The organism is Pseudomonas fluorescens, assembly GCF_902497775.2.
GTDB classification, from domain to species: domain Bacteria; phylum Pseudomonadota; class Gammaproteobacteria; order Pseudomonadales; family Pseudomonadaceae; genus Aquipseudomonas; species Aquipseudomonas putida_F.
This window is the reverse complement of record NZ_OZ024668.1, coordinates 3,622,219-3,643,903: the sequence shown is the minus strand read 5'-3', so window position 1 is coordinate 3,643,903 and position 21,685 is coordinate 3,622,219. Positions and strand designations below refer to the sequence as shown.

General features: G+C 62.1%; 16 protein-coding genes. 6 read left to right on the top strand and 10 right to left on the bottom strand.

What is annotated here, in order from left to right; translation table 11 throughout:
• Nucleotides 1-118: 118 nt before the first annotated feature.
• From F8N82_RS16655 to puuE, 5 genes are all read right to left on the bottom strand, one after another.
• Nucleotides 119-1,474, bottom strand: a complete 1,356-nt coding sequence (locus F8N82_RS16655) for a nucleobase:cation symporter-2 family protein (RefSeq protein WP_038996298.1) — start codon at nt 1,472-1,474, stop codon at nt 119-121.
• A gap of 133 nt (nt 1,475-1,607) precedes the next feature.
• A complete protein-coding gene (locus F8N82_RS16650) occupies nt 1,608-2,933 on the bottom strand; it encodes a urate hydroxylase PuuD (RefSeq protein ID WP_038996297.1) in 1,326 nt (441 codons plus the stop codon).
• 51 nt (nt 2,934-2,984) lie between these two features.
• Nucleotides 2,985-3,488, bottom strand: coding sequence for an ureidoglycolate lyase (locus F8N82_RS16645; protein WP_038996296.1), 504 nt, complete (start codon nt 3,486-3,488; stop codon nt 2,985-2,987).
• A 104-nt stretch (nt 3,489-3,592) separates the two neighbouring features.
• Entirely contained in the window at nt 3,593-4,108 is a 516-nt protein-coding gene (gene uraD, locus F8N82_RS16640) for a 2-oxo-4-hydroxy-4-carboxy-5-ureidoimidazoline decarboxylase (protein ID WP_038996295.1), read from the bottom strand.
• Nucleotides 4,105-5,034, bottom strand: coding sequence for an allantoinase PuuE (gene puuE, locus F8N82_RS16635; protein WP_038996294.1), 930 nt, complete (start codon nt 5,032-5,034; stop codon nt 4,105-4,107). The genes uraD and puuE overlap by 4 nt, the downstream gene beginning before the upstream one ends.
• A gap of 398 nt (nt 5,035-5,432) precedes the next feature.
• Between puuE and uraH the strand changes: the two genes are divergently transcribed.
• On the top strand, nt 5,433-5,786 hold the full coding sequence (uraH, locus tag F8N82_RS16630; protein WP_010225132.1) for a hydroxyisourate hydrolase: 354 nt from the start codon (nt 5,433-5,435) through the stop codon (nt 5,784-5,786).
• Nucleotides 5,787-6,744: 958 nt separating this feature from the next.
• Here the strand turns inward: uraH and F8N82_RS16625 are convergent.
• The gene (locus F8N82_RS16625; RefSeq protein ID WP_038996292.1) at nt 6,745-8,094 is read right to left on the bottom strand and encodes an NCS2 family permease; all 1,350 of its coding nucleotides are present in this window, start codon (nt 8,092-8,094) and stop codon (nt 6,745-6,747) included.
• A gap of 358 nt (nt 8,095-8,452) precedes the next feature.
• Between F8N82_RS16625 and F8N82_RS16620 the strand changes: the two genes are divergently transcribed.
• Together F8N82_RS16620 and aqpZ are read left to right on the top strand one after the other, a co-directional pair.
• The gene (locus F8N82_RS16620; RefSeq protein ID WP_036994364.1) at nt 8,453-9,220 is read left to right on the top strand and encodes a GntR family transcriptional regulator; all 768 of its coding nucleotides are present in this window, start codon (nt 8,453-8,455) and stop codon (nt 9,218-9,220) included.
• Nucleotides 9,221-9,359: 139 nt separating this feature from the next.
• Complete coding sequence (aqpZ, locus tag F8N82_RS16615) at nt 9,360-10,058, top strand: aquaporin Z (protein ID WP_038996290.1); 699 nt, start codon at nt 9,360-9,362, stop codon at nt 10,056-10,058.
• On the opposite strand, the gene guaD is transcribed toward aqpZ, so the two are convergent.
• The 4 genes from guaD to xdhA all read right to left on the bottom strand — a co-directional run bounded on the left by guaD (nt 10,055) and on the right by xdhA (nt 16,169).
• Nucleotides 10,055-11,359, bottom strand: coding sequence for a guanine deaminase (gene guaD / locus F8N82_RS16610; protein WP_038996289.1), 1,305 nt, complete (start codon nt 11,357-11,359; stop codon nt 10,055-10,057). The genes aqpZ and guaD overlap by 4 nt on opposite strands.
• A gap of 10 nt (nt 11,360-11,369) precedes the next feature.
• Nucleotides 11,370-12,215, bottom strand: a complete 846-nt coding sequence (xdhC, locus tag F8N82_RS16605; protein WP_038996288.1) for a xanthine dehydrogenase accessory protein XdhC — start codon at nt 12,213-12,215, stop codon at nt 11,370-11,372.
• Nucleotides 12,216-12,325: 110 nt separating this feature from the next.
• Nucleotides 12,326-14,722 (bottom strand): xanthine dehydrogenase molybdopterin binding subunit, encoded by a 2,397-nt coding sequence (gene xdhB / locus F8N82_RS16600; protein WP_150776777.1) that lies wholly within the window; start codon nt 14,720-14,722, stop codon nt 12,326-12,328.
• On the bottom strand, nt 14,715-16,169 hold the full coding sequence (xdhA, locus tag F8N82_RS16595) for a xanthine dehydrogenase small subunit (protein ID WP_038996287.1): 1,455 nt from the start codon (nt 16,167-16,169) through the stop codon (nt 14,715-14,717). The genes xdhB and xdhA overlap by 8 nt, the downstream gene beginning before the upstream one ends.
• Nucleotides 16,170-16,441: 272 nt before the next feature.
• Between xdhA and F8N82_RS16590 the strand changes: the two genes are divergently transcribed.
• The 3 genes from F8N82_RS16590 (at nt 16,442) to zipA (ending at nt 21,666) form a co-directional block, all read left to right on the top strand.
• A complete protein-coding gene (locus tag F8N82_RS16590) occupies nt 16,442-17,101 on the top strand; it encodes a GntR family transcriptional regulator (RefSeq protein WP_038996286.1) in 660 nt (219 codons plus the stop codon).
• A gap of 2 nt (nt 17,102-17,103) precedes the next feature.
• Nucleotides 17,104-20,592, top strand: a complete 3,489-nt coding sequence (smc, locus tag F8N82_RS16585; protein WP_038996285.1) for a chromosome segregation protein SMC — start codon at nt 17,104-17,106, stop codon at nt 20,590-20,592.
• Between the two features lie 204 nt (nt 20,593-20,796).
• Nucleotides 20,797-21,666: a cell division protein ZipA gene (gene zipA / locus F8N82_RS16580; RefSeq protein WP_038996284.1), complete on the top strand. Its 870-nt coding sequence runs from the start codon at nt 20,797-20,799 to the stop codon at nt 21,664-21,666.
• Nucleotides 21,667-21,685 lie beyond the last annotated feature (19 nt).

Below are 21,685 nucleotides of genomic sequence, written 5' to 3'. Positions count from 1 at the left end.
TTGTTATTGTTGGTTTTCGGTTTTTTTGGCGCGAAGCGCCCCGGCCGACCCGCTCCCACGGGTCGACGGCCTTGCGTATTGCTTGGGTGATGCCGGGCGGCAAGCGCCGCCCAAAGGCTCAGTGCTGGTGGGCGGTATCGTTGTGGGCGGCGCGCTCGGCGCCACCGAGAATGTTGAACAGCAGGTTGAGGATCAACGCGCTGACCGTGGCCATGGCAATCCCGCTGTGGGTGATCGGTTCCATCCACTGCGGCATCTGCGCGAAGAACTCCGGACGCACCACCGGGATCAGGCCCATGCCGACGCTGACGGCTACCAGCAACTGATTGCGGCGGTCGGCGATGTCGGCTTCCTGAAGGATCTTGATACCGGTGGCGGCGACCATGCCGAACATGGCAATCGACGCCCCGCCGAGTACCGCAGGCGGAATCGAGGCAATCAGGAACGCCGCTTTTGGCAGCAGGCTGAGCAGGATCAGAAAGCCTCCGGCGACCACAGTGACGTAGCGGCAGCGCACGCCGGTCATCTGCACCAGGCCGATGTTCTGGGCGAACGAGGAGTGGGTGAAGGTGTTGAAAAAACCAGCCACGAACGACGCACCGGCATCGCACATCAGGCCGCGGCGCAGCATGCCCGGGGTAACTTCACGGTCGGTGACCTTGCCCAGGGCGAGGAACATGCCGGTGGACTCGACGAAGATGATCACCACCACCAGGCACATCGACAGGATCGGCGCTAGGCTGAAGGTCGGCATGCCGAAATGCAGCGGCGTCACGACCTGTACCCATGGCGCTTCACCGAGGCCAGAGAGGTCGACCATGCCGATGGAGCCGGCGATGATGTAGCCCAGGCCCATGCCGATCAGTACCGAGACATTGACCCAGAAACCACGCATGAAGCGGTTGATCAGCAGGATGGTGGCGAGCACCAGGCCGGCGACGATCAGGTAGACGGGGGAGCCGAAGGGCGCGGCATCGGCGCCACCGCCGGCCCAGTTGACGGCAACCGGGAACAGCGACAGGCCGATCGAGGTGATGACCGTGCCGGTCACCAAGGGCGGGAAGAAGCGCACGACCTTGGACATGAACGGCGCGATGATCATGCCGAAGAAACCGGCGGCGATGGTTGCGCCGAAAATCCCCTGCAGGCCGACGCCGGGCATGCCGGCCATGGCCACCATGCTGCCAACGGCGGCAAAGCTTGCGCCCATCATCACCGGCATGCGGATGCCGACAGCGCCAATGCCGAACGACTGGACGATGGTGGCGACACCAGCGACCAGCAGGTCGGCATTGATCAGGAAAGCGACTTCTTCACGAGAAAGTCCGGCGGCTTGTCCGATGATCAGCGGCACGGCAATCGCGCCTCCGTACATCAGCAACACATGCTGCAGACCCACCAGGAACAGTTGGAACAGGGGCAGTGGCTGTCGTGGGGGCGCAACAGGGATGTACGCCTTGCGTGACTCGGACATGCAACACCTCGGTTTTGTTTTTATTCTTGGAGCTGCAAGCTTCAAGCGCCAAGCTTCAAGAAGAAGCAGGAGGTCGCGCTTGGCTTGCAGCTTTTTTTTGCTTGTCGCTTACAGCTGGCAGCTTGCGGCTGCCTTAGTGGGTCGGTGCTCCCTTGGCGACCCAGGCGCCAATCAGTTCACGTTCCTGCTGGGTCATCTGGGTGATGTTGCCCAGCGGCATGATCTGCGTAGCCACGGCTTGTGCCTGGATGCGTGCGGCCTGTTGCTGAATCTGTTGCGGGGTATCGAGCATCACCCCGGCAGGAGCGGCGCTGAACAGCGGGCTGGTCGGCTTGGCCGAGTGGCACACGGTGCAACGCTCCTGGATGACGCTGTGGATCTTGTCGAAGCCGGCGTCGTCGAGCTTGGCGGTGGCGTTGGCTGGCGCCTCGGTCGGTGCGGCAGGCTGTGCTGGAGCGGCAGCCTGTTCGGCAGCTTTCTCGGCAGCGGTCTTGCCACCCAGGGCGGTTTCCGGCAACGGCTGGTACTCGACCTTGGCGGCGGCCTGCTCAGGGGCGGTCGGCATCGGCGCTGGGCCGGTGACGTAGGCCAGGCAGATCATCGCCAGGGCGCCGACCGGCAGGGTCCAGGCGTACTTGTTGCTGTCATGACGGGTGTTGAAGTAGTGACGTACCAACACCGCAGCCACCGCGATACCGCCCAGGATCAACCAGTTGTACTGGCTGCCATAGGTGCTCGGGAAGTGGTTGCTGATCATGATGAACAGCACCGGCAGGGTGAAGTAGTTGTTGTGTCGCGAACGCAGCAGGCCTTTGGCCGGCAGCAGCGGATCCGGCGTCTGGTTGGCTTCGATGGCGGCTACCAGCTGACGCTGGGCCGGCATGATGATGCGGAACACGTTACCGACCATGATGGTGCCGATGATCGCGCCGGTGTGCAGGTACGCGCCACGACCGCTGAACACCTGGCTGAAGCCGTAACAGGCGGCGATGACCAGCACGAACAGCACCAGGCCGAGCAGGCCAGGGCGCTTGCCCAGGGGCGAGTCGCAGAGGAAGTCATAGATAAACCAGCCGGCGATCAGCGAACCGACACCGATGGCAATGCCTTCACCACCGCTCAGGGTACTGCCAGGAGCCAGCAGGTAGAGGGTCGGGTTCCAGTAGAACACCAGGCACAGCAGGGCAATACCCGACATCCAGGTGAAATAGGCTTCCCATTTGAACCAGTGCAGGTTCTCCGGCATTTTTGGCGGAGCCAGCTTGTACTTCTCCAGGTGGTAGATCCCGCCACCGTGAATCGCCCAGAGATCGCCGGACAGACCGTCGCGCGGGTTGGCCCGGTTGAGGTTGTTTTCCAGCCAGACAAAGTAGAACGACGCGCCAATCCATGCCACGCCAGTGATCATGTGAACCCAACGCACGCTCAGGTTCAGCCATTCCAACAGATGTGCTTCCACAGTCTTTACCTCTACCCCTGGCACCCTGTAGCCGGGCGCTCAGGTCTTCTCTTATTGGTGGGGGGCGAGGATCAATTGCTCATCCTCATTGAAAAAATGCTCATCGCAGTTGTTGCCAGTGCCACTGCGATCAACCACCAGGAAGTCATCCCGCTTTTCGATCGTCAGCACCGGGTGGTGCCAGACGCCGCGATGGTAATTGATGCCCTGCCTTCCATTACTGATGAAGGCACGGACCAGGCCCGATACAGGTGCATCGCCAACGGGCGCGACCACGATCAGAAAGGGGTTGCCGAGCAGCGGAATGAAAGCCTGGCTGCCCTGCGGATGGCGCTCCAGCATGCGGACGGTCAGCGGCATGTCCTGCGCGTCGGCGCGGAAGATGCTGATGATCGCCTTGTCGTCGGGGTGTGCGGTTTCGACCGTGGCCAGACGATGAAAGCGCATAGTCGAGCCGTTGTTGATCATGAAGTGGTCGCTGCCGTCGGTTTCGATCACGTCACCGAAAGGGGCGAAGGCTTCTTTGCTCAGGGGCTCAATCACTAAAGTGCGCATGCGGATTCTCTTTATTCTGTGTTGTGGAGGGTGTCGTTGTTGCGCCGGTCAGGCCCTGGGTACGCTCGCGTGGCGCACTCGGGCCAGCCCGGCGGTCGACGCCCTTAAAGCTGCAGCAGGCGGAACAGGGCGATCAGGTTGATCTGCGCCAGCGCTTCCTTGAACTCGGCTTCGACCGAGTTGTGGATGCGCTTTTCAAAGGCGGCCAGGATCTGGTGCCGGTTGCTGCCTTTGACCGCCATGATGAACGGGAACTTGAACTTCTCTTTGTAGGCATCGTTGAGTTCGGTGAAGCGCTCGAACTCTTCGGCGGTGCACTGGTGGATACCGGCGCCGGCCTGTTCATTGGTGCTCGATTCGGTCAGTTCACCCTGGATCGCGGCCTTGCCGGCGAGGTCCGGGTGAGCATTGATCAGCGCCAGCTGAGCGGCGTGGTCGGCGCTCAGCAGGATGTCGCTCATGCGCTGGTGCAGGGCTTCGATCTGGTCGATTTCCTGCAGTTGGCCCAGGTCGTAGGCCTTTTCGGCAACCCATGGCGAATGTTCGTAGATGTCGGCGAAAGCTTCGACGAACGCTGTGCGATCCAGGGTCGACGGCTTCAGGGTCTTGAATGCGGTCATTGTGCTTTCTCGGCTTGGAAAGGGTGGGTGGCATGCCAGTGACGGGCGATGTCCACGCGCCGGGCGAACCAGACCTGGTCATGGCTCTTGGCGTACTCGACGAAGCGCTTGAGCGCAGCCAGGCGCGCCGGGCGGCCGATCAGACGGCAGTGCAGGCCGATCGAGAGCATCTTCGGTGCCTCGGCGCCTTCTTCGTAGAGCACATCGAAGGCGTCCTTGAGGTACTGGAAGAACTGCTCGCCGCAGTTGAAACCCTGGACCTGGGTGAAGCGCATGTCGTTGGTGTCCAGGGTGTAGGGGATCACCAGGTGCGGCTTGTCGGTCGGGTTGTTGCGTTCCCAGTAGGGCAGGTCGTCGTCGTAGGTGTCGCTGTCGTAGAGGAAGCCGCCTTCCTCCATCACCAGGCGGCGGGTGTTCGGCCCGGTGCGGCCGGTGTACCAGCCCAGCGGACGCTCGCCGGTGAGTTCGGTGAGGATGCGGATGGCTTCGAGCATGTGCTCGCGCTCCTGGGCCTCGTCCATGTTCTGGTAGTCGATCCAGCGGTAGCCGTGGCTGCAGATCTCGTGGCCGGCTTCGACCATGGCGCGGATCACGTCCGGGTGGCGCTGGGCGGCCATGGCCACGGCGAACACGGTCAGTGGTACGCCGGTGTCCTTGAACAGCTTGAGCAGGCGCCAGACGCCGGCGCGGCTGCCATACTCGTACAGCGATTCCATGCTCATGTTGCGCGCGCCCTGCAACGGCTGGGCGGCAACCATTTCCGAGAGGAAGGCTTCGGACTCTTTGTCACCGTGAAGGATGTTGCGTTCGCCACCTTCTTCGTAATTGAGCACAAAAGACAAAGCAATGCGGGCGTTCCCCGGCCAGCGCGGATGGGGTGGGGTGTTGCCGTAACCGATCAGGTCGCGAGGGTAATCAGCGCTCACTGCAGTCTTCCTTCTTGTACGTGAATGCGGAGGGCGTGGGCGCCCGGGTAGGGTATCGGCCACGACGATGGAATTATTGTATACAACTTTGTTTGCGATTTGTAAGCCTGTTTTTTCGCTTTTCTTTGTCTTTTCACCCACTCCAGCCTCTATAAGGAGCCCTGCAAGAAATCTGCCTGATCGGTCAGCTAATGACGGGTGTGTCGGCCAGTGGCGTGGTTTTGCGACTGATGGCATATTTGCAGGGGATGAGCGGTGTGTCAGGAAAGAATACCGAATTATTGTGTACAATTTTACAGAAAAATGTCTTAATAATCCGACAGCCGCACGTTGTCGGGCTTCCTGACGCTGGCGTGCGGGTATTTTTTGCCCACAGATAGAACAGAGGCGAGCAAGCAATGGGACGTTTGACCACGCATGTACTGGATGCCGCTCATGGCTGCCCTGGCAGCTCGATCAAGGTCGAGCTGTACCGGGTCGAAGGCCAGCAGTTGGAGCTGGTGAACACTACCCTGACCAACAGCGATGGCCGTTGTGACGCGCCGCTGCTGCAAGGCGATGATTACCGCAGCGGCGTCTACCAACTGCAGTTCAGCGCCGGCGACTACTACCGTGCCCGCGGCGTACAACTGCCCGAGCCTGCTTTCCTTGATGTGGTGGTACTGCGTTTCGGCATCAGCGCCGAGCAGGATCACTACCACGTACCGCTGTTGATCTCGCCGTACAGTTACTCGACCTATCGTGGAAGCTAGTTGGTCGCTAGAAGAATCTTCGTAGGTCCTTGCCCGCTCACACTGCGGGCTTTTTTTGGTTCTTCACGGGTTGCCGGAGGCTATGATCCTTGGGTTGGGATGTTGAGGTTTCTAGCTTATCCATTCACTGTGGCGCTGCTGCTGGCCCCTTCCGCCCTTACGGCGGGTCCCTTTTGTCTTGGCAAAAGGAACCAAAACCGCTCGCTCCAGCATACGGCCCTACGCTGCGCTCCGGGTTCCTTCGCTACGGTGCCTTCCAGGGGCATCGCGGCCTACGACTTGCTACGCCAAGTCTACGTCTCGCGACTTCGGCCTGGGCCGAAGGGTGCTACGCACCAGCCCCCTCCAGACACCTACGCTCAGCCTCCTGAAGTCGCGAAGTTATGGGCGGCGCCTGCACTGACGTATCTGCGAAAGCAGATTATGGCGGCGCCAAGCTGACGCTGAAGCGAGGACCGACTTGCTTCATCTTGATGTTGATCTTGATCTTCATGCGCGTACTTCCAGGCGCCGCGAAAGGCGACTTCAGGAGGCCGAGCGGAGGTGCTTGTAGGGGCGGTGCGCAGCACCTTCGGCGTCAGCCGAAGACGCGAGACGTAGACTTGGCGCAGCAAGTCGTAGGCCGCGATGCCCCGGAAGGTGGCGTAGCGAGGGGACCCGAAGCGCAGCGTAGGGCCGTATGCAGGAGCAAGCGGTTTTGCCTACCTTTTCCCAAGAGAAAAGTAGGCCGCCGTAAAGGCGGAAGGGGCCAGCAGCCCCACACCGAATGGATAAACTCGCGCCCCCCAACCCAGGATTCCGTGAAGAACCTTTTTTTTGCCTGTGATTTTTCTGCGGCCTCATCGCGGGTCAAGCCCGCTCCCACAGGTGTAGGAGCGGGCTTGACCCGCGATAGGTCCCTCGCAAACAACAAAAAGCCCCACCCGAAGGTGAGGCCCTTGTCTCGCAATCGCCTTGTTTACAGGAACACAAACTTGGCAATGAAGATCGCCGTCAACACCCACAGGCTCGCCGAGATCTCTTTATAGCGACCGGTACCCGCCTTGAGCACCACATAGGTGATAAAGCCCAGGGCGATACCGTCAGCGACGGAGAAGGTCAACGGCATCATGATCGCAGTGACGATCGCCGGGATGCTGTCGGTGGCTTCATCCCAGTTGATATGGGCCATGCTGCCCATCATCAGCATCGCCACGTAGATCAGCGCGCCGGCCGTGGCATAGGCGGGAATCATCCCGGCCAGCGGAGCGAAGAACATCGCGGCGATGAAGAACAGGCCGACCACCACCGCAGTCAGCCCGGTCCGGCCGCCGGCGGCGACCCCCGCAGCACTCTCTACATAGCTGGTCACCGGTGGTACGCCGACCACGGCACCGAACACACTCGATGCGCTGTCGGCTTTAAGCGCTCGCGAGAGGTTCTCGATGCGCCCGTCGGCATTCACCAGGTTGGCCCGCTGGGCCACGCCCATCAGGGTGCCGGCGGTGTCGAACATGTGCACGAAGAGGAAGGCAAACACCACGGCGATCATGCTGACGTTGAACACCCCGGCCACGTCCATGGCCATCCAGGTCGGCGCCAGGCTCGGCGGCAGCGAGAACAGTCCGCCGTACTCCACCAGGCCCAGGCCCCAGCCGGCGAGGGTGACGCTGATGATGCTGATCAGGATCGCGCCAAACACCCGGTGGTAGCTGAGCACCGCGATCATCAGAAAGCAGATCGCCGCCAGCAGCGGGCCGGGCTCGTGCAGCGAGCCAAGCTTGATCAGGGTCGCCGGGCTGTCGACGACAATCCCTGCGGTTTTAAGACCGATCAGTCCGAGGAACAATCCGACGCCGGCACCCATGGCATGACGCAGGCTGACCGGAATGCTGTTGAGCAGCCATTCGCGCACCCGCGACAAGGTCAGCAGCATGAACAGTACCCCAGAGACGAACACCGCGCCCAGCGCAGCTTCCCAGGTGTAGCCCATGGTTCCGACCACGGTGTAGGTAAAGAAGGCGTTGAGGCCCATGCCCGGTGCCAGGCCAACGGGCCAGTTGGCGTACAGGCCCATCAACAGGCAACCGAGGGCTGCGGCGATGCAGGTGGCGACGAACGCCGCGCCGTGATCGATGCCAGCATCGGCCATGATGTTGGGGTTGACGAAGATGATGTAGGCCATGGTGATGAAGGTGGTCAACCCGGCGATCATTTCGGTTTTGACGGTGGTGCCATGTAGCTTGAGTTTGAAAATCCGCTCCAGCCAGCTCGTTTCGAGCGGTGGGGCAAGATCCAGCGTAGGGGCGTCGGATTTGCGGCTTTCCACAGCGTGTACTCCTCAAGTCTTTTCTTGTTTTCCAGAACCAGTCCTGCGCACGCACTGGGGGGCTCTGTGAGGCGGATGGGATGGCAGGCCACCGGACCGTTTGTTGACTTCTGGGTCAGGAAGTTGCACGGATGGATTATGCGTTTGTATACAAAGAATGCAAATAATGTTTTTGTTGTTGTGCCCAGATAATTTGCTGGTGTAGCTATAAAGGCCATCGCCACCTGCAGAAATCCCTGCGGCTGTGTACAATGTGCCAATACCTTAATCGTTTAATTTCTTATCAGGACTTGCCATCGCCCCACTGGCTGGTATTACAGTCAGGGTCCGACTGGCGGATCTCCGTGCTCGAGTGCCCATGAACGAACAGCTGCAACCTCTCAAGAAACCAGTGCGTACCGGCAAGGCCGGTCGTAGCGGAACCCAGGACGATATCGTCTACGCGCACATTTTCGAGGCCATCCTCGAGCAGCGTCTGGCGCCGGGTACCAAGTTGAGCGAGGAAGCCCTGGGCGAGATCTTCGGCGTCAGCCGTACCATCATCCGTCGCGCCCTGTCGCGCCTGGCCCACGAAAGCGTGGTGCTGCTGCGGCCCAACCGCGGTGCGGTAGTGGCCAGCCCGACGGTCGAAGAAGCCCGCCAGGTGTTCTTCTCGCGGCGCATGGTCGAGCGCGCCATCACCGAGCTTGCGGTCGAGCACGCCACTGCCGAGCAACTCAACGAACTGCGCCAGATGGTCCGCGAGGAGCGTGACAGCTTTTCCCGCGGCGATCGCGGTGCTGGTATTCGCCTGTCCGGCGAGTTCCACCTGAAACTGGCGGAAGCGGCGGGCAATGCCCCCTTGATCAGCTTCCAGCGCAGCCTGGTGTCGCAAACCTCGCTGATCATCGCCCAGTACGAAAGCGGCAACCGCTCGCATTGCTCCTACGACGAGCACATGCAACTGATCGACGCCATCGAGGCCCGTGACGTCAACCAGGCAGTGAGCCTGATGATGCACCACATGGACCACATCGACAGCAAGCTCAACCTCGACGAGGACAGCGCTTCGGACGACCTGCATGCAGTGTTCTCGCACCTGCTGCAGACCAAGAAGCGTGGTGGGGTTGCGCCGCTCAAGGGGTGAAGGCCAGTAACACCCAATCGCGGGTCACTGGCAGGTTATCCAGCCTCTGCTAGATTCTCACCTGAACCACCGCAAACCTTCATCAAGCAGTTGGGCTTGCGCGCTATGCGTAGAATTTCAACTACTTGAGGACAGGTATATGTCGATGCCCCTGAGCAAACGCATGGGTGCTGAACTGATCGGGACGTTCTGGCTGGTGGTGGGTGGCTGCGGCAGTGCGGTGATCGCGGCCTCGTTCCCCGTCGGTATCGGCCTGGTCGGGGTGGCCATGGCCTTCGGCCTGACCGTGCTGACCATGGCTTTCGCCATCGGTCATATTTCCGGATGCCATCTGAACCCCGCAGTGTCGGTCGGGCTGGTGGTGGGTGGGCGTTTTCCGCTCAAGGACCTGCTGCCCTACGTCATCGCCCAGGTGATCGGGGCGATCCTCGGTGCAGCGGTGATCTACTTCATTGCCAGTGGCAAGGCAGGCTTCGAGTTGTCGGCGGGGCTGGCCTCCAACGGCTATGCCGATCATTCACCCGGCGGCTATTCATTGGCGGCAGGCTTTGCCAGTGAAGTGGTGATGACCGCGATGTTCATCCTGATCATCATGGGCGCTACCGACAGCCGTGCCCCGGCAGGCTTTGCACCGATCGCCATCGGCCTGGCCCTGACCCTGATCCACCTGATCTCGATTCCCGTCACCAACACCTCGGTGAACCCGGCGCGCAGCACGGGGCCGGCGATTTTCGTCGGTGGCTGGGCGCTGCAGCAACTGTGGTTGTTCTGGGTGGCGCCGCTGATCGGGGCGGTGATCGGCGGCGCGTTGTACAAGGGGCTGTTCCGCGAGCCTTAGCGCTGGTGCACGCAGCGCCCGGCAGCGAAGGTCTGCTTGACGGTGCGGTCATCGCCCAGGGTCATCAGCACGAACAGCGTCTCGTCGATACTGTTGGACTGCTGGATGCGGTAGTCCATCAGCGCCGTGGCCTTGTAGTCGAGGACCACGAAGTCGGCATCGTTGCCAGGCTGCAGGCTGCCGATACGGTCATCCAGGCTCAGTGCCCGGGCGCCGCCCAAGGTTGCCAGGTACAGTGACTTGAACGGGCTCAGGCGCGCGCCCTGCAACTGCATGACCTTGTAGGCTTCATTCAGGGTGTTGAGCAGCGAGAAGCTGGTTCCGGCGCCGACGTCGGTGCCCAGGCCGACCTTGACCTTGAACTTCTCGGCCTGTGGCAGGTTGAACAGGCCGCTGCCGAGGAACAGGTTGGAGGTCGGGCAGAAGGCCACGGCCGAGCCGGTTTCGGCCAGGCGCTGGCATTCGTCGTCGCACAGGTGCACGCCGTGGGCGAACACCGAGCGTTGGCCGAGCAGCTTGAAGTGGTCGTAGACGTCCAGGTAGCCCTTGCGCTCCGGGAACAGTTCTTTGACCCAGTCGATCTCCTTGAGGTTTTCGCTCAGGTGGGTGTGCATGTACAGGTCGGGATACTCGCTCAGCAACTGGCCGGCCAGGGTCAGTTGCTCCGGGGTGCTGGTCGGGGCAAAGCGTGGGGTCACTGCGTAGTGCAGGCGGCCCTTGCCGTGCCAGCGCTCGATCAGCGCCTTGCTTTCGGTGTAGCCGGATTCGGCGGTGTCGGTCAGGTAGTCCGGGGCATTGCGGTCCATCATCACTTTGCCAGCGATCATGCGCAGGTCCAGGCGCTCGGCCTCTTCGAAGAAGGCATTGACCGACTCCGGATGGACACTGCCGAACACCAGGGCGGTGGTGGTGCCGTTGCGCAGCAGTTCTTCAACGAAGATCTTCGCGACCTTATCGGCATGCGCCTTGTCGGCGAACTGCTTCTCGCAGGGGAAGGTGTAGGTGTTGAGCCAATCCAGTAACTGCTCGCCGTAGGAACCGATCATGCCGGTCTGCGGGAAGTGAATATGGGTGTCGATAAAGCCCGGGGTGATCAGGGCGTCCTGGTAATGCTCGACCGCGACGTCGGCGGCCAGGGTCGGCAGCAGCTCGCGGGCATCACCCAGGGCGCTGATCTTGCCGTTGTCGATCAGCAGCAGGCCATCTTCGAAATACTGATAGGAGGCTTCGACGCCCACTTCGGCAGGGTCGGCGATGCTGTGCAGGATGGCGGCACGGTAGGCTTTGCGGGTTGCGCTCATAGGGCTCTCGTCATATGGCTTGGCTGCGCCGTGATGGCGGCAGCAATTGGGCAATGGGGCCGGTGTTGGCAGCGTTGTTGTGCTGGCCAAAGCTGGCGTTGTAGGTGGCAATGATTTGCGCGGCGATCGACACGGCGATCTCGATCGGCAGCTTGCCCTTGACCTCGGCGATGCCCATCGGGCAATGCATGCGCTGCAGGCGTTCCTCGGCGAAGCCGCGCTCACGCAGGCGATGCTCGAACTTGACGCGTTTGGTCTTCGAGCCGATCAGGCCGAACCAGGTGAAGTCGTTGCGCTTGAGGATCGCCGCCGTCAGTTCCAGATCCAGCTGATGGTTATGGGTCATGACGATGCAGTAGCTGCCCACGGGCAGCTCATCGACTTCATCCACCGGCTCTTCACTGACGATCTTGCTGACCCCGGCGGGAATGCTCTCGGGGAATTCCTGCTCGCGCGAGTCGATCCAGCGCACCTTGCAGGGCAGGGCGGCGAGCAAGGGTACCAGAGCGCGGCCGACATGGCCTGCGCCGAATACGGCGATCTGCGCCTGCACCTGGCCCATCGGCTCGAACAGCAGCACGGTGGCGCCGCCGCAGCACTGGCCGAGGCTGGCTCCGAGGCTGAAGCGTTCAAGGTGCGGGGCTTCGCGGCGCTCGGCGAGCATCTGCCGGGCGATGTGCATGGCCTTGTACTCCAGGTGGCCGCCGCCGATGGTGTCGAATAGTTGCTCGGCACTGACAACCATTTTCGAGCCGGCATTGCGTGGCGTCGAGCCGCGCTCTTCGATGATGGTTACCAGTACGCAGGGCTCGCCGCGGGACTGCAGGTCGGACAGGGCGTTGATCCAGGTGTGCATGTTCAGTTACCTATGTGGTGCCTGTGCTGGCCTCATCGCGGGTCGAGCCCGCTCCCACAGGTCCGGTGTACACAGATCCTGCGGGAGCTGGCTTGCCAGCGATAGCGGGCTCACGGTGTCACTGTCTCAACCTCGGTAGCAGGCTGCTGCGCCGCCAGCGCCTTGCGCATCTGCTCGCAACCCCAGAGCACCCGCTCCGGCGTCGCCGGCGCATCGATCAGCGGGTGCACGCGGTAATCGCCCAGGCTCGCCACGGCGTCCTTGATCGCGCACCAGGCGGCAATGCCGAGCATGAACGGCGGCTCGCCCACGGCTTTGGAATGGAACACCGTGTCTTCCGGGTTCTTGCGGTTTTCCACCAGTTTCACCCGCAGATCCACCGGCATGTCGGCCACCGCCGGGATCTTGTAACTGGCCGGGCCGTTGGTCATCAGCTTGCCCTTGGCGTTCCACACCAGCTCTTCGGTGGTCAGCCAGCCCATGCCCTGGATGAAGCCGCCCTCGACCTGGCCGATGTCGATGGCCGGGTTTAGCGAGGCGCCGACATCGTGGAGGATGTCGGTACGCAGCATCTTGTACTCGCCGGTCAGGGTGTCGACGATCACCTCGGCGCAGGCCGCACCGAAGGCGAAGTAGTAGAACGGCCGGCCACGGGCCTGGCTGCGGTCGTAGTAGATTTTCGGGGTCTTGTAGAAGCCTGTGCTCGACAGCGAAACCTGGGCGAAATACGCCTGCTGCACCAGGGCATCGAAACTGAGGATTTCATCGCGCACGCGCACGTGGCCGTTGCGAAACTCGACGTCTTCCTCGCTGACTTTGTACTGCCGTGCGGCGAACTCGGTCAGGCGTTGCTTGAGGATCTCGGCGGCATTCTGCGCCGCCTTGCCGTTCAGGTCGGCGCCGCTGGAAGCTGCGGTCGGCGAGGTGTTGGGCACTTTGTCGGTGTTGGTTGCGGTGATCTGGATGCGCTGGAAATCCACCTGGAACACTTCGGCCACCACCTGCGCGACCTTGGTGTTCAGGCCTTGACCCATTTCGGTGCCGCCATGGTTCAGGTGAATGCTGCCATCGGTGTAGATGTGCACCAGGGCACCGGCCTGGTTGAGGAAGCTGGCGGTGAACGAGATGCCGAACTTCACCGGGGTCAGTGCCAGGCCTTTCTTGAGGATCGGGCTGTTGGCGTTGAAGCGGCGGATCGATTCGCGGCGCTCGGCGTAATCACTGCTGGCTTCGAGCTCGGCGGTGATCTCTTCGAGCATGTTGTGCTCGACGGTCTGGTAGTAGTGGGTGACGTTGCGCTCGGTCTTGCCGTAGTAGTTGGCCTTGCGCACTGCCAGCGGGTCGAGGGCCAGGTGGCGGGCGATATGGTCCATCACCTCCTCGATGGCGACCATGCCCTGCGGGCCGCCAAAACCACGGTACGCAGTGTTGGAGGCGGTGTTGGTCTTGCAGCGGTGGCCATGGATGGTGGCATCGCCCAGGTAGTAGGCGTTGTCGGCGTGGAACATGGCACGGTCGACAATCGAGGCCGAGAGGTCCGGCGAGCAGCCGCAGTTGCCGGCCAGGTCGAAGTTGATCCCGTGCAGGCGGCCGTTGTCATCGAAACCGACGTCGTACTCGATGTAGAACGGGTGGCGTTTGCCGGTCATCAGCATGTCTTCGACCCGCGGCAGGCGCATCTTGGTTGGCTGGCCGGTGAGGTGGGCAATCACTGCGCACAAGCAGGCGGGGCTGGCTGCCTGGGTTTCCTTGCCGCCAAAACCGCCACCCATGCGGCGCATGTCGACGACGATCTTGTTCATCGGCACGTCGAGCACTTCGGCCACCAGCTTCTGCACTTCGGTGGGGTTCTGGGTCGAGCAGTAGACGATCATCCCGCCATCTTCGGTGGGCATCACCGAGGAGATCTGGGTTTCCAGGTAGAAGTGCTCCTGGCCGCCGATGTGCAGGGTGCCCTGCAGGCGGTGCGGGGCGCTGGCCAGGGCGCTGACCGAGTCGCCGCGCTGGTGGGTATGGCTGTCGAGCACGAAGTGTTTTTTGCGCAGCGCCTGGACCACATCCAGCACCGGCTCCAGGTCTTCGTATTCGATGATCGCGGCCATGGCCGCGCGGCGCGCGGTATCGAGGTCGCGGGCAGCGACGGCAAGCACCGGCTGGCCGACGAACTCGACGGTGTCGATCGCCAGCAGCGGGTCGCCGGGCAGCAGCGGGCCGATATCCTTGAGGCCCGGCAGGTCTTCGTGGGTGATCGCGATGCGCACGCCTTCGAAGGCGTAACAGGGGCTGGTGTCGATGCTCAGCACCCGGGCGTGGGCGCGGTCGGACAGGCGTGCATACACATGCAGCTGGTTGGGGAATTCCAGGCGGTCATCGATGTACACCGCTTCGCCGGACACATGTTTGTCGGCACTGTCGTGCTTGAGGCTGCGGCCGACCCCGGTGGTCAGGTCCTGGCTGAACAGTTCTGCCATTTCGGCCTGGCTTTTGGCGACGTGATGGTTAGACATAAGCGGTCACCCGAGTTTCGATGTGCGGCGTTTGCAGTTCGATGAAGTATTTGCGCAGCAGGTTCTGCGCGCTGAGCAGGCGGTATTCCTTGCTCGCGCGAAAATCCGAGAGCGGTGTGAAGTCCTCGGCCAGCGCCTGGCAGGCGCGCTCGATGCTGGCCTGGTTCCAGGCCTTGCCGACCAGCGCCGCTTCGCAGGCGCGGGCCCGTTTGGGGATTGCCGCCATGCCGCCGAAGGCAATGCGCGCCGCCTCGACCACGCCGTTGTTGATGCGCAGGTTGAACGCCGCGCAGACCGCCGAAATGTCATCGTCCAGGCGCTTGGACACCTTGTAGGCGCGGAACGCCCAGTCGGCGCGGGCCCGTGGCACGATGATCTTCTCGATGAACTCGCTTTCCTGGCGTGCGGTGATGCGGTAGTCGATGAAGTAGTCTTCCAGCGCCAGGGTACGGCTGTTGTCACCTTTGCGCAGGACGATCTGCGCATCCAGGGCGATCAGCAGGGGCGGCGAGTCGCCGATTGGCGAGGCGTTGCCGATGTTGCCGCCCAAGGTGCCCTGGTTGCGGATCTGCAGCGAGGCGAAGCGGTGCAGCAGTTCGCCAAAATCCGGGTATTCGCGACTCAGGGCGTCGTAGCAGTCGGTCAGCGGCGTGGCCGCGCCGATTTCCAGGTGCTCGGCTTGAGTGTCGATGCGTTTGAGTTCGGCGACGTTGCCAACATAGATCATCACCGGCAGGGTCTTGTGGAACTGGGTGACTTCCAGCGCCAGGTCGGTGCCGCCGGCCAGCAATCGGGCTTCGGGGTGCGAGCCGTAGAGTTCGGCAAGGTCAGCCACGGTCAGCGGCACCAGGCAGCGTTTGTCGCCGCTGTTGAGCTCGCCGGTTTCGCTCGGGGCGATGGCCTTGAGGCGGGCAATGGTCTGCGCTTGGCTGCGGTCGAACTGATCAGGCTGGGCCTGGCAGCAGGACTGCTCGGCGGCGGCCAGGATCGGCCGGTAGCCGGTGCAGCGGCAGAGGTTGCCGGCCAGGGCTTCCTGGGCCTTGTGCAAATCGGGTGCGTCACTGTTCTTTTGCAGGGCGAACAGCGACATGACAAAGCCCGGGGTGCAGAAGCCGCATTGCGAGCCGTGGCAATCGGCCATGGCCTGCTGCACGCTGTGCAGTTTGCCCTGATGCTTGAGGCCTTCGACGCTAATCAACTGTTTACCGTGCAACGACGAGACGAAGGTCAGGCACGAGTTGAGGCTGCGGTAGCGAATGTGTTCGCGGCCATCCTCGGCCTGGGCCAGTTCGCCGACCACCACGGTGCAGGCGCCGCAATCGCCGCTGGCGCAGCCTTCCTTGGTACCGGACTTGCCCAAGTGTTCACGAAGATACTCGAGCACGGTCAGGTTGGGGTCCAGGGCATGCTCACTGCGCAGCTCCTGGTTAAGTAGAAACTGGATCACGGGAAGGCCTCACAAGCGACTTATTGTTGTTGAGCGGACTGTAAGCAGACTTGATTTTCAGGTCAACAATTTTCTGACCTTTGGGTCAGGAAATTTCTCGTGGCGCTTCCGCCCTTTCACAGGTGCTCTGTTATGAGCATAGTTGGCCCTGCGTGATCCGAATCTTTTGCGCCAATCGTGCCAACTTCTGCTGTATGGCCACTGCGCGGCGCGGGGGCAAGTGCGCTACAATTCCGCGCTTGTGCACAGTTCAATGATTTTGAAGGAAAACCATGACGTTCAAGGCGCCGGACAGCCTCTCCGAGCAAATTGCCCATTACCTGGCCGAGCGGATCATCCGCGGCGAGCTCAAGCCCGCCGAGCGTATCCAGGAGCAGAAGGTCACCCAGGCATTGAATGTCAGCCGTGGCTCGGTGCGCGAGGCGCTTTTGATCCTCGAACGCCGCCACCTGGTGACCATCCTGCCGCGTCGTGGTGCCCATGTGACCGAACTCAATGAGCACAATGTGCGCAGCCTGTGCACGCTGATGGGCGAGTTGTACAACCTGCTCGGCAATGCCGTGGCCCTGAACTGGCGCAACGATGGCGATCTGTTGCCGTTCCTCAAGATCCAGCAGCGCCTGAACGGTGCGTTCGAGCGCCAGGACATCCGCGCTTTCGTCGACGAAAGCTTCGCGGTGATGCGCGCCGCCTATCCGTTTGCCAACAATCCCTACCTGCAGGAAACCGTCGAGAACCTGCAGCCGGCCATGAGCCGTACCTATTACCTGGCGCTGGACCAGCGCAAGGCCAACATGAACGATTTCCTGGTGCTGTTTGCCAACCTGCTCGAAGCCGTGGTGGCCCGTGACCCGCTGCGCATCCGCACGGTGCTGGCCGAGTACTGCCAGCGCAGCTGCGAGCTGGTGCTGGCGGCGCTGGCGACTGCCTGAGCATGCGCTTAAAGTGCATTCGCCTGGCCGGGTTCAAGTCGTTCGTCGACCCGACCACGGTCAACTTCCCCAGCAACATGGCCGCCGTGGTCGGGCCCAACGGCTGCGGCAAGTCCAACATCATCGATGCGGTGCGCTGGGTGATGGGCGAAAGCTCGGCCAAAAACCTGCGTGGCGAGTCGATGACCGACGTCATCTTCAACGGTTCGACCAGCCGCAAGCCGGTGAGCCAGGCCAGCATCGAGCTGGTGTTCGACAACTCCGATAGCACCCTGGTCGGTGAATACGCGGCGTATGCGGAAATCTCCATTCGCCGCAAGGTGACCCGCGACGGGCAGAACACCTATTACCTCAATGGCGCCAAATGTCGGCGCCGTGACATTACCGATATCTTCCTCGGCACCGGCCTGGGCCCGCGCAGCTACTCGATCATCGAGCAGGGGATGATCTCCAAGCTGATCGAAGCCAAGCCCGAAGACCTGCGCAATTTCATCGAGGAAGCGGCGGGCATCTCCAAGTACAAGGAGCGCCGGCGCGAGACCGAGAACCGCATCCGCCGCACTCACGAGAACCTCGAGCGCCTGACCGACCTGCGCGAAGAACTCGAGCGCCAGCTCGAACGTTTGCATCGCCAGGCCCAGGCAGCCGAGAAGTACAAGGAATATAAAGCCGAGGAGCGTCAGCTCAAGGCGCAACTGGCGGCCCTGCGCTGGCAGGCCCTGAACGATCAGGTGGGCCAGCGCGAAGCGGTGATCGGCGACCAGGAAGTGGCCTTCGAGGCCCTGGTGGCCGAACAGCGCAATGCCGATGCCAGCATCGAGCGCCTGCGTGATGGCCATCATGAGCTGTCCGAGCGCTTCAACCTGGTGCAGGGACGCTTCTACTCGGTTGGCGGCGATATCGCCCGGGTCGAACAAAGCATCCAGCACGGCCAGCAGCGCCTGCGCCAGTTGCAGGATGACCTGAAAGAGTCCGAGCGCGCGCGCCTTGAAACCGAATCGCACCTGGGCCATGACCGCACCATGCTCGCTACTCTGGGTGAAGAGCTGGAGATGCTCGAGCCCGAGCAGGAACTGACCCTGGCTGCCGCCGAGGAGGCCGCCGCCACCCTGGAAGACGCCGAAACCACCATGCATGGCTGGCAGGAGCAGTGGGACAGTTTCAACACCCGCTCGGCCGAGCCGCGGCGCCAGGCCGAAGTGCAGCAGGCGCGCATCCAGCAGCTGGAAACCAGCCTCGAGCGCTTGGCCGAGCGCCAGCGCAAACTCGGTGAAGAGCGTGATCAGCTCAGTGCCGATCCGGAAGACGCCGCCATCCTCGAACTGGGTGAGCAAGTCGCTAGCAGTGAGCTGCTGCTCGAAGAACTGCAGATAGAAGAGCTGCAGGTGGTCGAGCAGCTCGAGACCCTGCGCGAACAACTGCAGCAAGCGGTACAGGCCCAGCAGCAAGCCCAGGGCGAACTGCAGCGTCTGGGCGGCCGCCTGGCTTCGCTTGAGGCCCTGCAACAGGCCGCGCTCGACCCTGGCACCGGCACCGCCCAGTGGCTGCGCGAGCATGGCCTGGAACAGCGTCCGCGCCTGGCCGAAGGCTTGCGCGTGGAGCCGGGTTGGGAGCTGGCGGTGGAAACCGTGCTCGGTGCCGACCTGCAGGCGGTGCTGGTCGAGGATTTCAACGGCCTGGACCTGAGCACCTTCGATCAGGGCGAGCTGCGCCTGCTCGACAGCCGTGGCGAAGGCGTGCGTATGCCCGGCAGCCTGCTTGACAAGGTCGAAGGGTGTATCGATCTGGCGCCCTGGCTTGGCCAGGTCAAGCCGGTAGAGAACCTCGAACAGGCCCTGGCCCTGCGTGCTCAGCTGGCGGATGGGCAAAGCCTGATCAGCCGCGACGGCTACTGGGTCGGCCGGCACTTTTTGCGCGTCAGCCGTGCCAGCGACGCCCAGGGAGGGGTGCTCGCCCGTGGCCAGGAGCTGGAGCGCCTGGGCCAAGAGCTGCAAGAGCATGAAGCGGCGCTGGAGTTGCTGGAAGCCCGGCTGCGGGAACTGCGCGAGCAGCAGCAAGAACTTGAAGAGCGCCGCGAGCAATTGCGTCGCCGCGCTCAGGACGAAGCCCGCCAGCAAAGCGAACTCAACGCCAGGCTCTCGGCCGGCAAGGCCCGTTCCGAGCAACTGAGCCTGCGCCGTCGGCGTCTGGAAGAAGAACTGGCCGAGCTGCTCGAACAGCGCAGCCTTGAGCACGAAAATCTCGGCGAGTCGCGCCTGCAGTTGCAGGAAGCCCTCGACCTGATGGCGCAGGACACCGAGCAGCGCGAGCTGCTGCTGGCCCAGCGCGACAGCCTGCGCGAGCGTCTCGACCGGGTGCGCCAGGAAGCCCGCCAGCACAAGGACCACGCCCACCAGTTGGCGGTGCGCCTGGGTTCGTTGCGCGCCCAGCATGACTCCACCCGCCAGGCCCTGGAGCGCCTGGAGCTGCAGTCCGAGCGCCTGAGTGAAAAACGCGAACAGCTGACCCTGAACCTGGAGGAGGGCGAGGCGCCGCTGGAAGAACTGCGCCTGAAACTCGAAGAGCTGCTGGAAAAGCGCATGAGCGTCGACGACGAGATGCGTCAGGCACGCCTGCACATGGACGAAGCCGACCGCGAGCTGCGCGATGCCGAAAAGCGCCGCACCCAGGCCGAACAGCAGTCGCAGCTGCTGCGTGGCCAGCTCGAGCAGCACCGTCTGGAGTGGCAGGGGCTGAGCGTGCGGCGCAAGACTTTGCAGGAGCAACTGCACGCCGATGGTTACGATCTCGACGGGGTGCTGGCGACCCTGGGCGAACAGACCAGCGAGCAGGAAGCCGAACAGGAGCTCGAACGCATCGATGCGCGTATCCAGCGCCTGGGTGCGATCAACCTGGCGGCTATCGATGAGTACCAGCAGCAGTCCGAGCGCAAGCACTACCTGGATGCCCAGGATGCCGACCTGGTCGAAGCGCTGGATACCCTCGAGAACGTCATTCGCAAGATCGACAAGGAAACCCGCAACCGCTTCAAAGATACCTTTGATCAGATAAATGCCGGATTGCAGGCACTTTTCCCAAAAGTTTTCGGTGGCGGCAGCGCTTACTTGGAACTGACGGGCGAAGATCTACTCGATACAGGGGTGACGATCATGGCGCGGCCACCGGGCAAGAAGAACAGCACCATTCACCTGCTCTCGGGCGGTGAGAAAGCGCTGACCGCCCTGGCCCTGGTGTTTGCCATTTTCAAATTGAACCCGGCACCGTTCTGCATGCTCGATGAAGTCGATGCGCCACTGGACGATGCCAACGTCGGGCGTTACGCCCGGCTGGTGAAAGAGATGAGCCAGACGGTGCAGTTCATCTATATCACCCACAACAAGATCGCCATGGAAATGGCCGATCAACTGATGGGCGTGACCATGCATGAACCGGGTTGTTCGCGGCTGGTGGCGGTGGATGTGGAGGAGGCGATGGCCATGGTCGACGCCTGATTTGAAGCAATAAAGCGTGAACCTGCGGTAAATGGCCCTGTCAGTTGCGACAGACGGTGTAAAGTTATCTTTGGTCGTGCTAGCTTAATGTCACTTATTTTTTTGCGTGGGTAAAACGCCTGTCAGAACATAGAGTTGGCGCCACGTTTTAAAGGGGTTTAAACCCTTTATTTTTCAGCATTTTTTACAGAGGCACGGGATTACATGGAAATCGGTCTGCGCGAGTGGCTGATCGTCATCGGCATTATTGTCATTGCCGGTATTCTTTTCGACGGCTGGCGCCGCATGCGCGGCGGCAAGGGCAAGTTGAAATTCCGTCTGGACCGCAGCTTTTCCAACCTGCCGGACGATGAAAGCAGCAGCGGCACCGAAGTGATCGGTGAGCCGCGCGTGCTCGACACCCACAAAGAGCCTGCGCTGGACGAGCACGATTTACCGTCGATGAGTGCGGGGCGTGAGCGTGAACCCAAGGTTGGCAAGAACAAACGCAACAAGCGCGGCAACGAGCCACAGCAGGGTGACCTGAACCTGGCCGCCGAACCGCGTGAGCCTGATCTGTTCGGCAATGCCGACGACGACTTCCCGGATGAAAGCCCGAAAACCAGCGGCTATGGCTCCAGCCCCGACAAAGACCTGCCACCGGTTGAAGAAGTGCTGGTGATCAGCGTGATTTCCCGCGATGAAGGCGGCTTCAAGGGCCCGGCATTGCTGCAGAACATCCTTGAAAGCGGCCTGCGTTTTGGGGAAATGGACATCTTCCACCGTCATGAAAGCATGGCCGGTAATGGTGAAGTGCTGTTCTCGATGGCCAACGCGGTCAAGCCGGGCGTGTTCGACCTCGACGACATCGACCACTTCAGCACCCGCGCGGTGAGCTTCTTCCTCGGTCTGCCAGGCCCGCGTCATCCCAAGCAGGCCTTCGACGTGATGGTGGCTGCGGCGCGCAAGCTGGCCCACGAACTCAATGGTGAGCTCAAAGATGATCAGCGCAGTGTGATGACCGCGCAGACCATCGAGCACTACCGCCAGCGCATCGTCGAGTTCGAGCGCCGGGCACTGACCCAGAAGCGCTAAAGGCATCGCCTGTAGGAGC

Excerpts from the sequence above, each read along its gene's own strand:
- aqpZ (WP_038996290.1), top strand. The coding sequence starts at position 9,360 with ATGTCGATGCCCCTGAGCAAACGCATGGGTGCTGAACTGATCGGGACG.
- zipA (WP_038996284.1), top strand. The coding sequence starts at position 20,797 with ATGGAAATCGGTCTGCGCGAGTGGCTGATCGTCATCGGCATTATTGTC.
- guaD (WP_038996289.1), bottom strand. The coding sequence starts at position 11,359 with ATGAGCGCAACCCGCAAAGCCTACCGTGCCGCCATCCTGCACAGCATC.
- F8N82_RS16590 (WP_038996286.1), top strand. The coding sequence starts at position 16,442 with ATGACGTTCAAGGCGCCGGACAGCCTCTCCGAGCAAATTGCCCATTAC.
- xdhC (WP_038996288.1), bottom strand. The coding sequence starts at position 12,215 with ATGCACACCTGGATCAACGCCCTGTCCGACCTGCAGTCCCGCGGCGAG.
- uraH (WP_010225132.1), top strand. The coding sequence starts at position 5,433 with ATGGGACGTTTGACCACGCATGTACTGGATGCCGCTCATGGCTGCCCT.
- smc (WP_038996285.1), top strand. The coding sequence starts at position 17,104 with ATGCGCTTAAAGTGCATTCGCCTGGCCGGGTTCAAGTCGTTCGTCGAC.
- uraD (WP_038996295.1), bottom strand. The coding sequence starts at position 4,108 with ATGACCGCATTCAAGACCCTGAAGCCGTCGACCCTGGATCGCACAGCG.
- F8N82_RS16655 (WP_038996298.1), bottom strand. The coding sequence starts at position 1,474 with ATGTCCGAGTCACGCAAGGCGTACATCCCTGTTGCGCCCCCACGACAG.
- F8N82_RS16620 (WP_036994364.1), top strand. The coding sequence starts at position 8,453 with ATGAACGAACAGCTGCAACCTCTCAAGAAACCAGTGCGTACCGGCAAG.
- xdhB (WP_150776777.1), bottom strand. The coding sequence starts at position 14,722 with ATGTCTAACCATCACGTCGCCAAAAGCCAGGCCGAAATGGCAGAACTG.
- F8N82_RS16645 (WP_038996296.1), bottom strand. The coding sequence starts at position 3,488 with ATGCGCACTTTAGTGATTGAGCCCCTGAGCAAAGAAGCCTTCGCCCCT.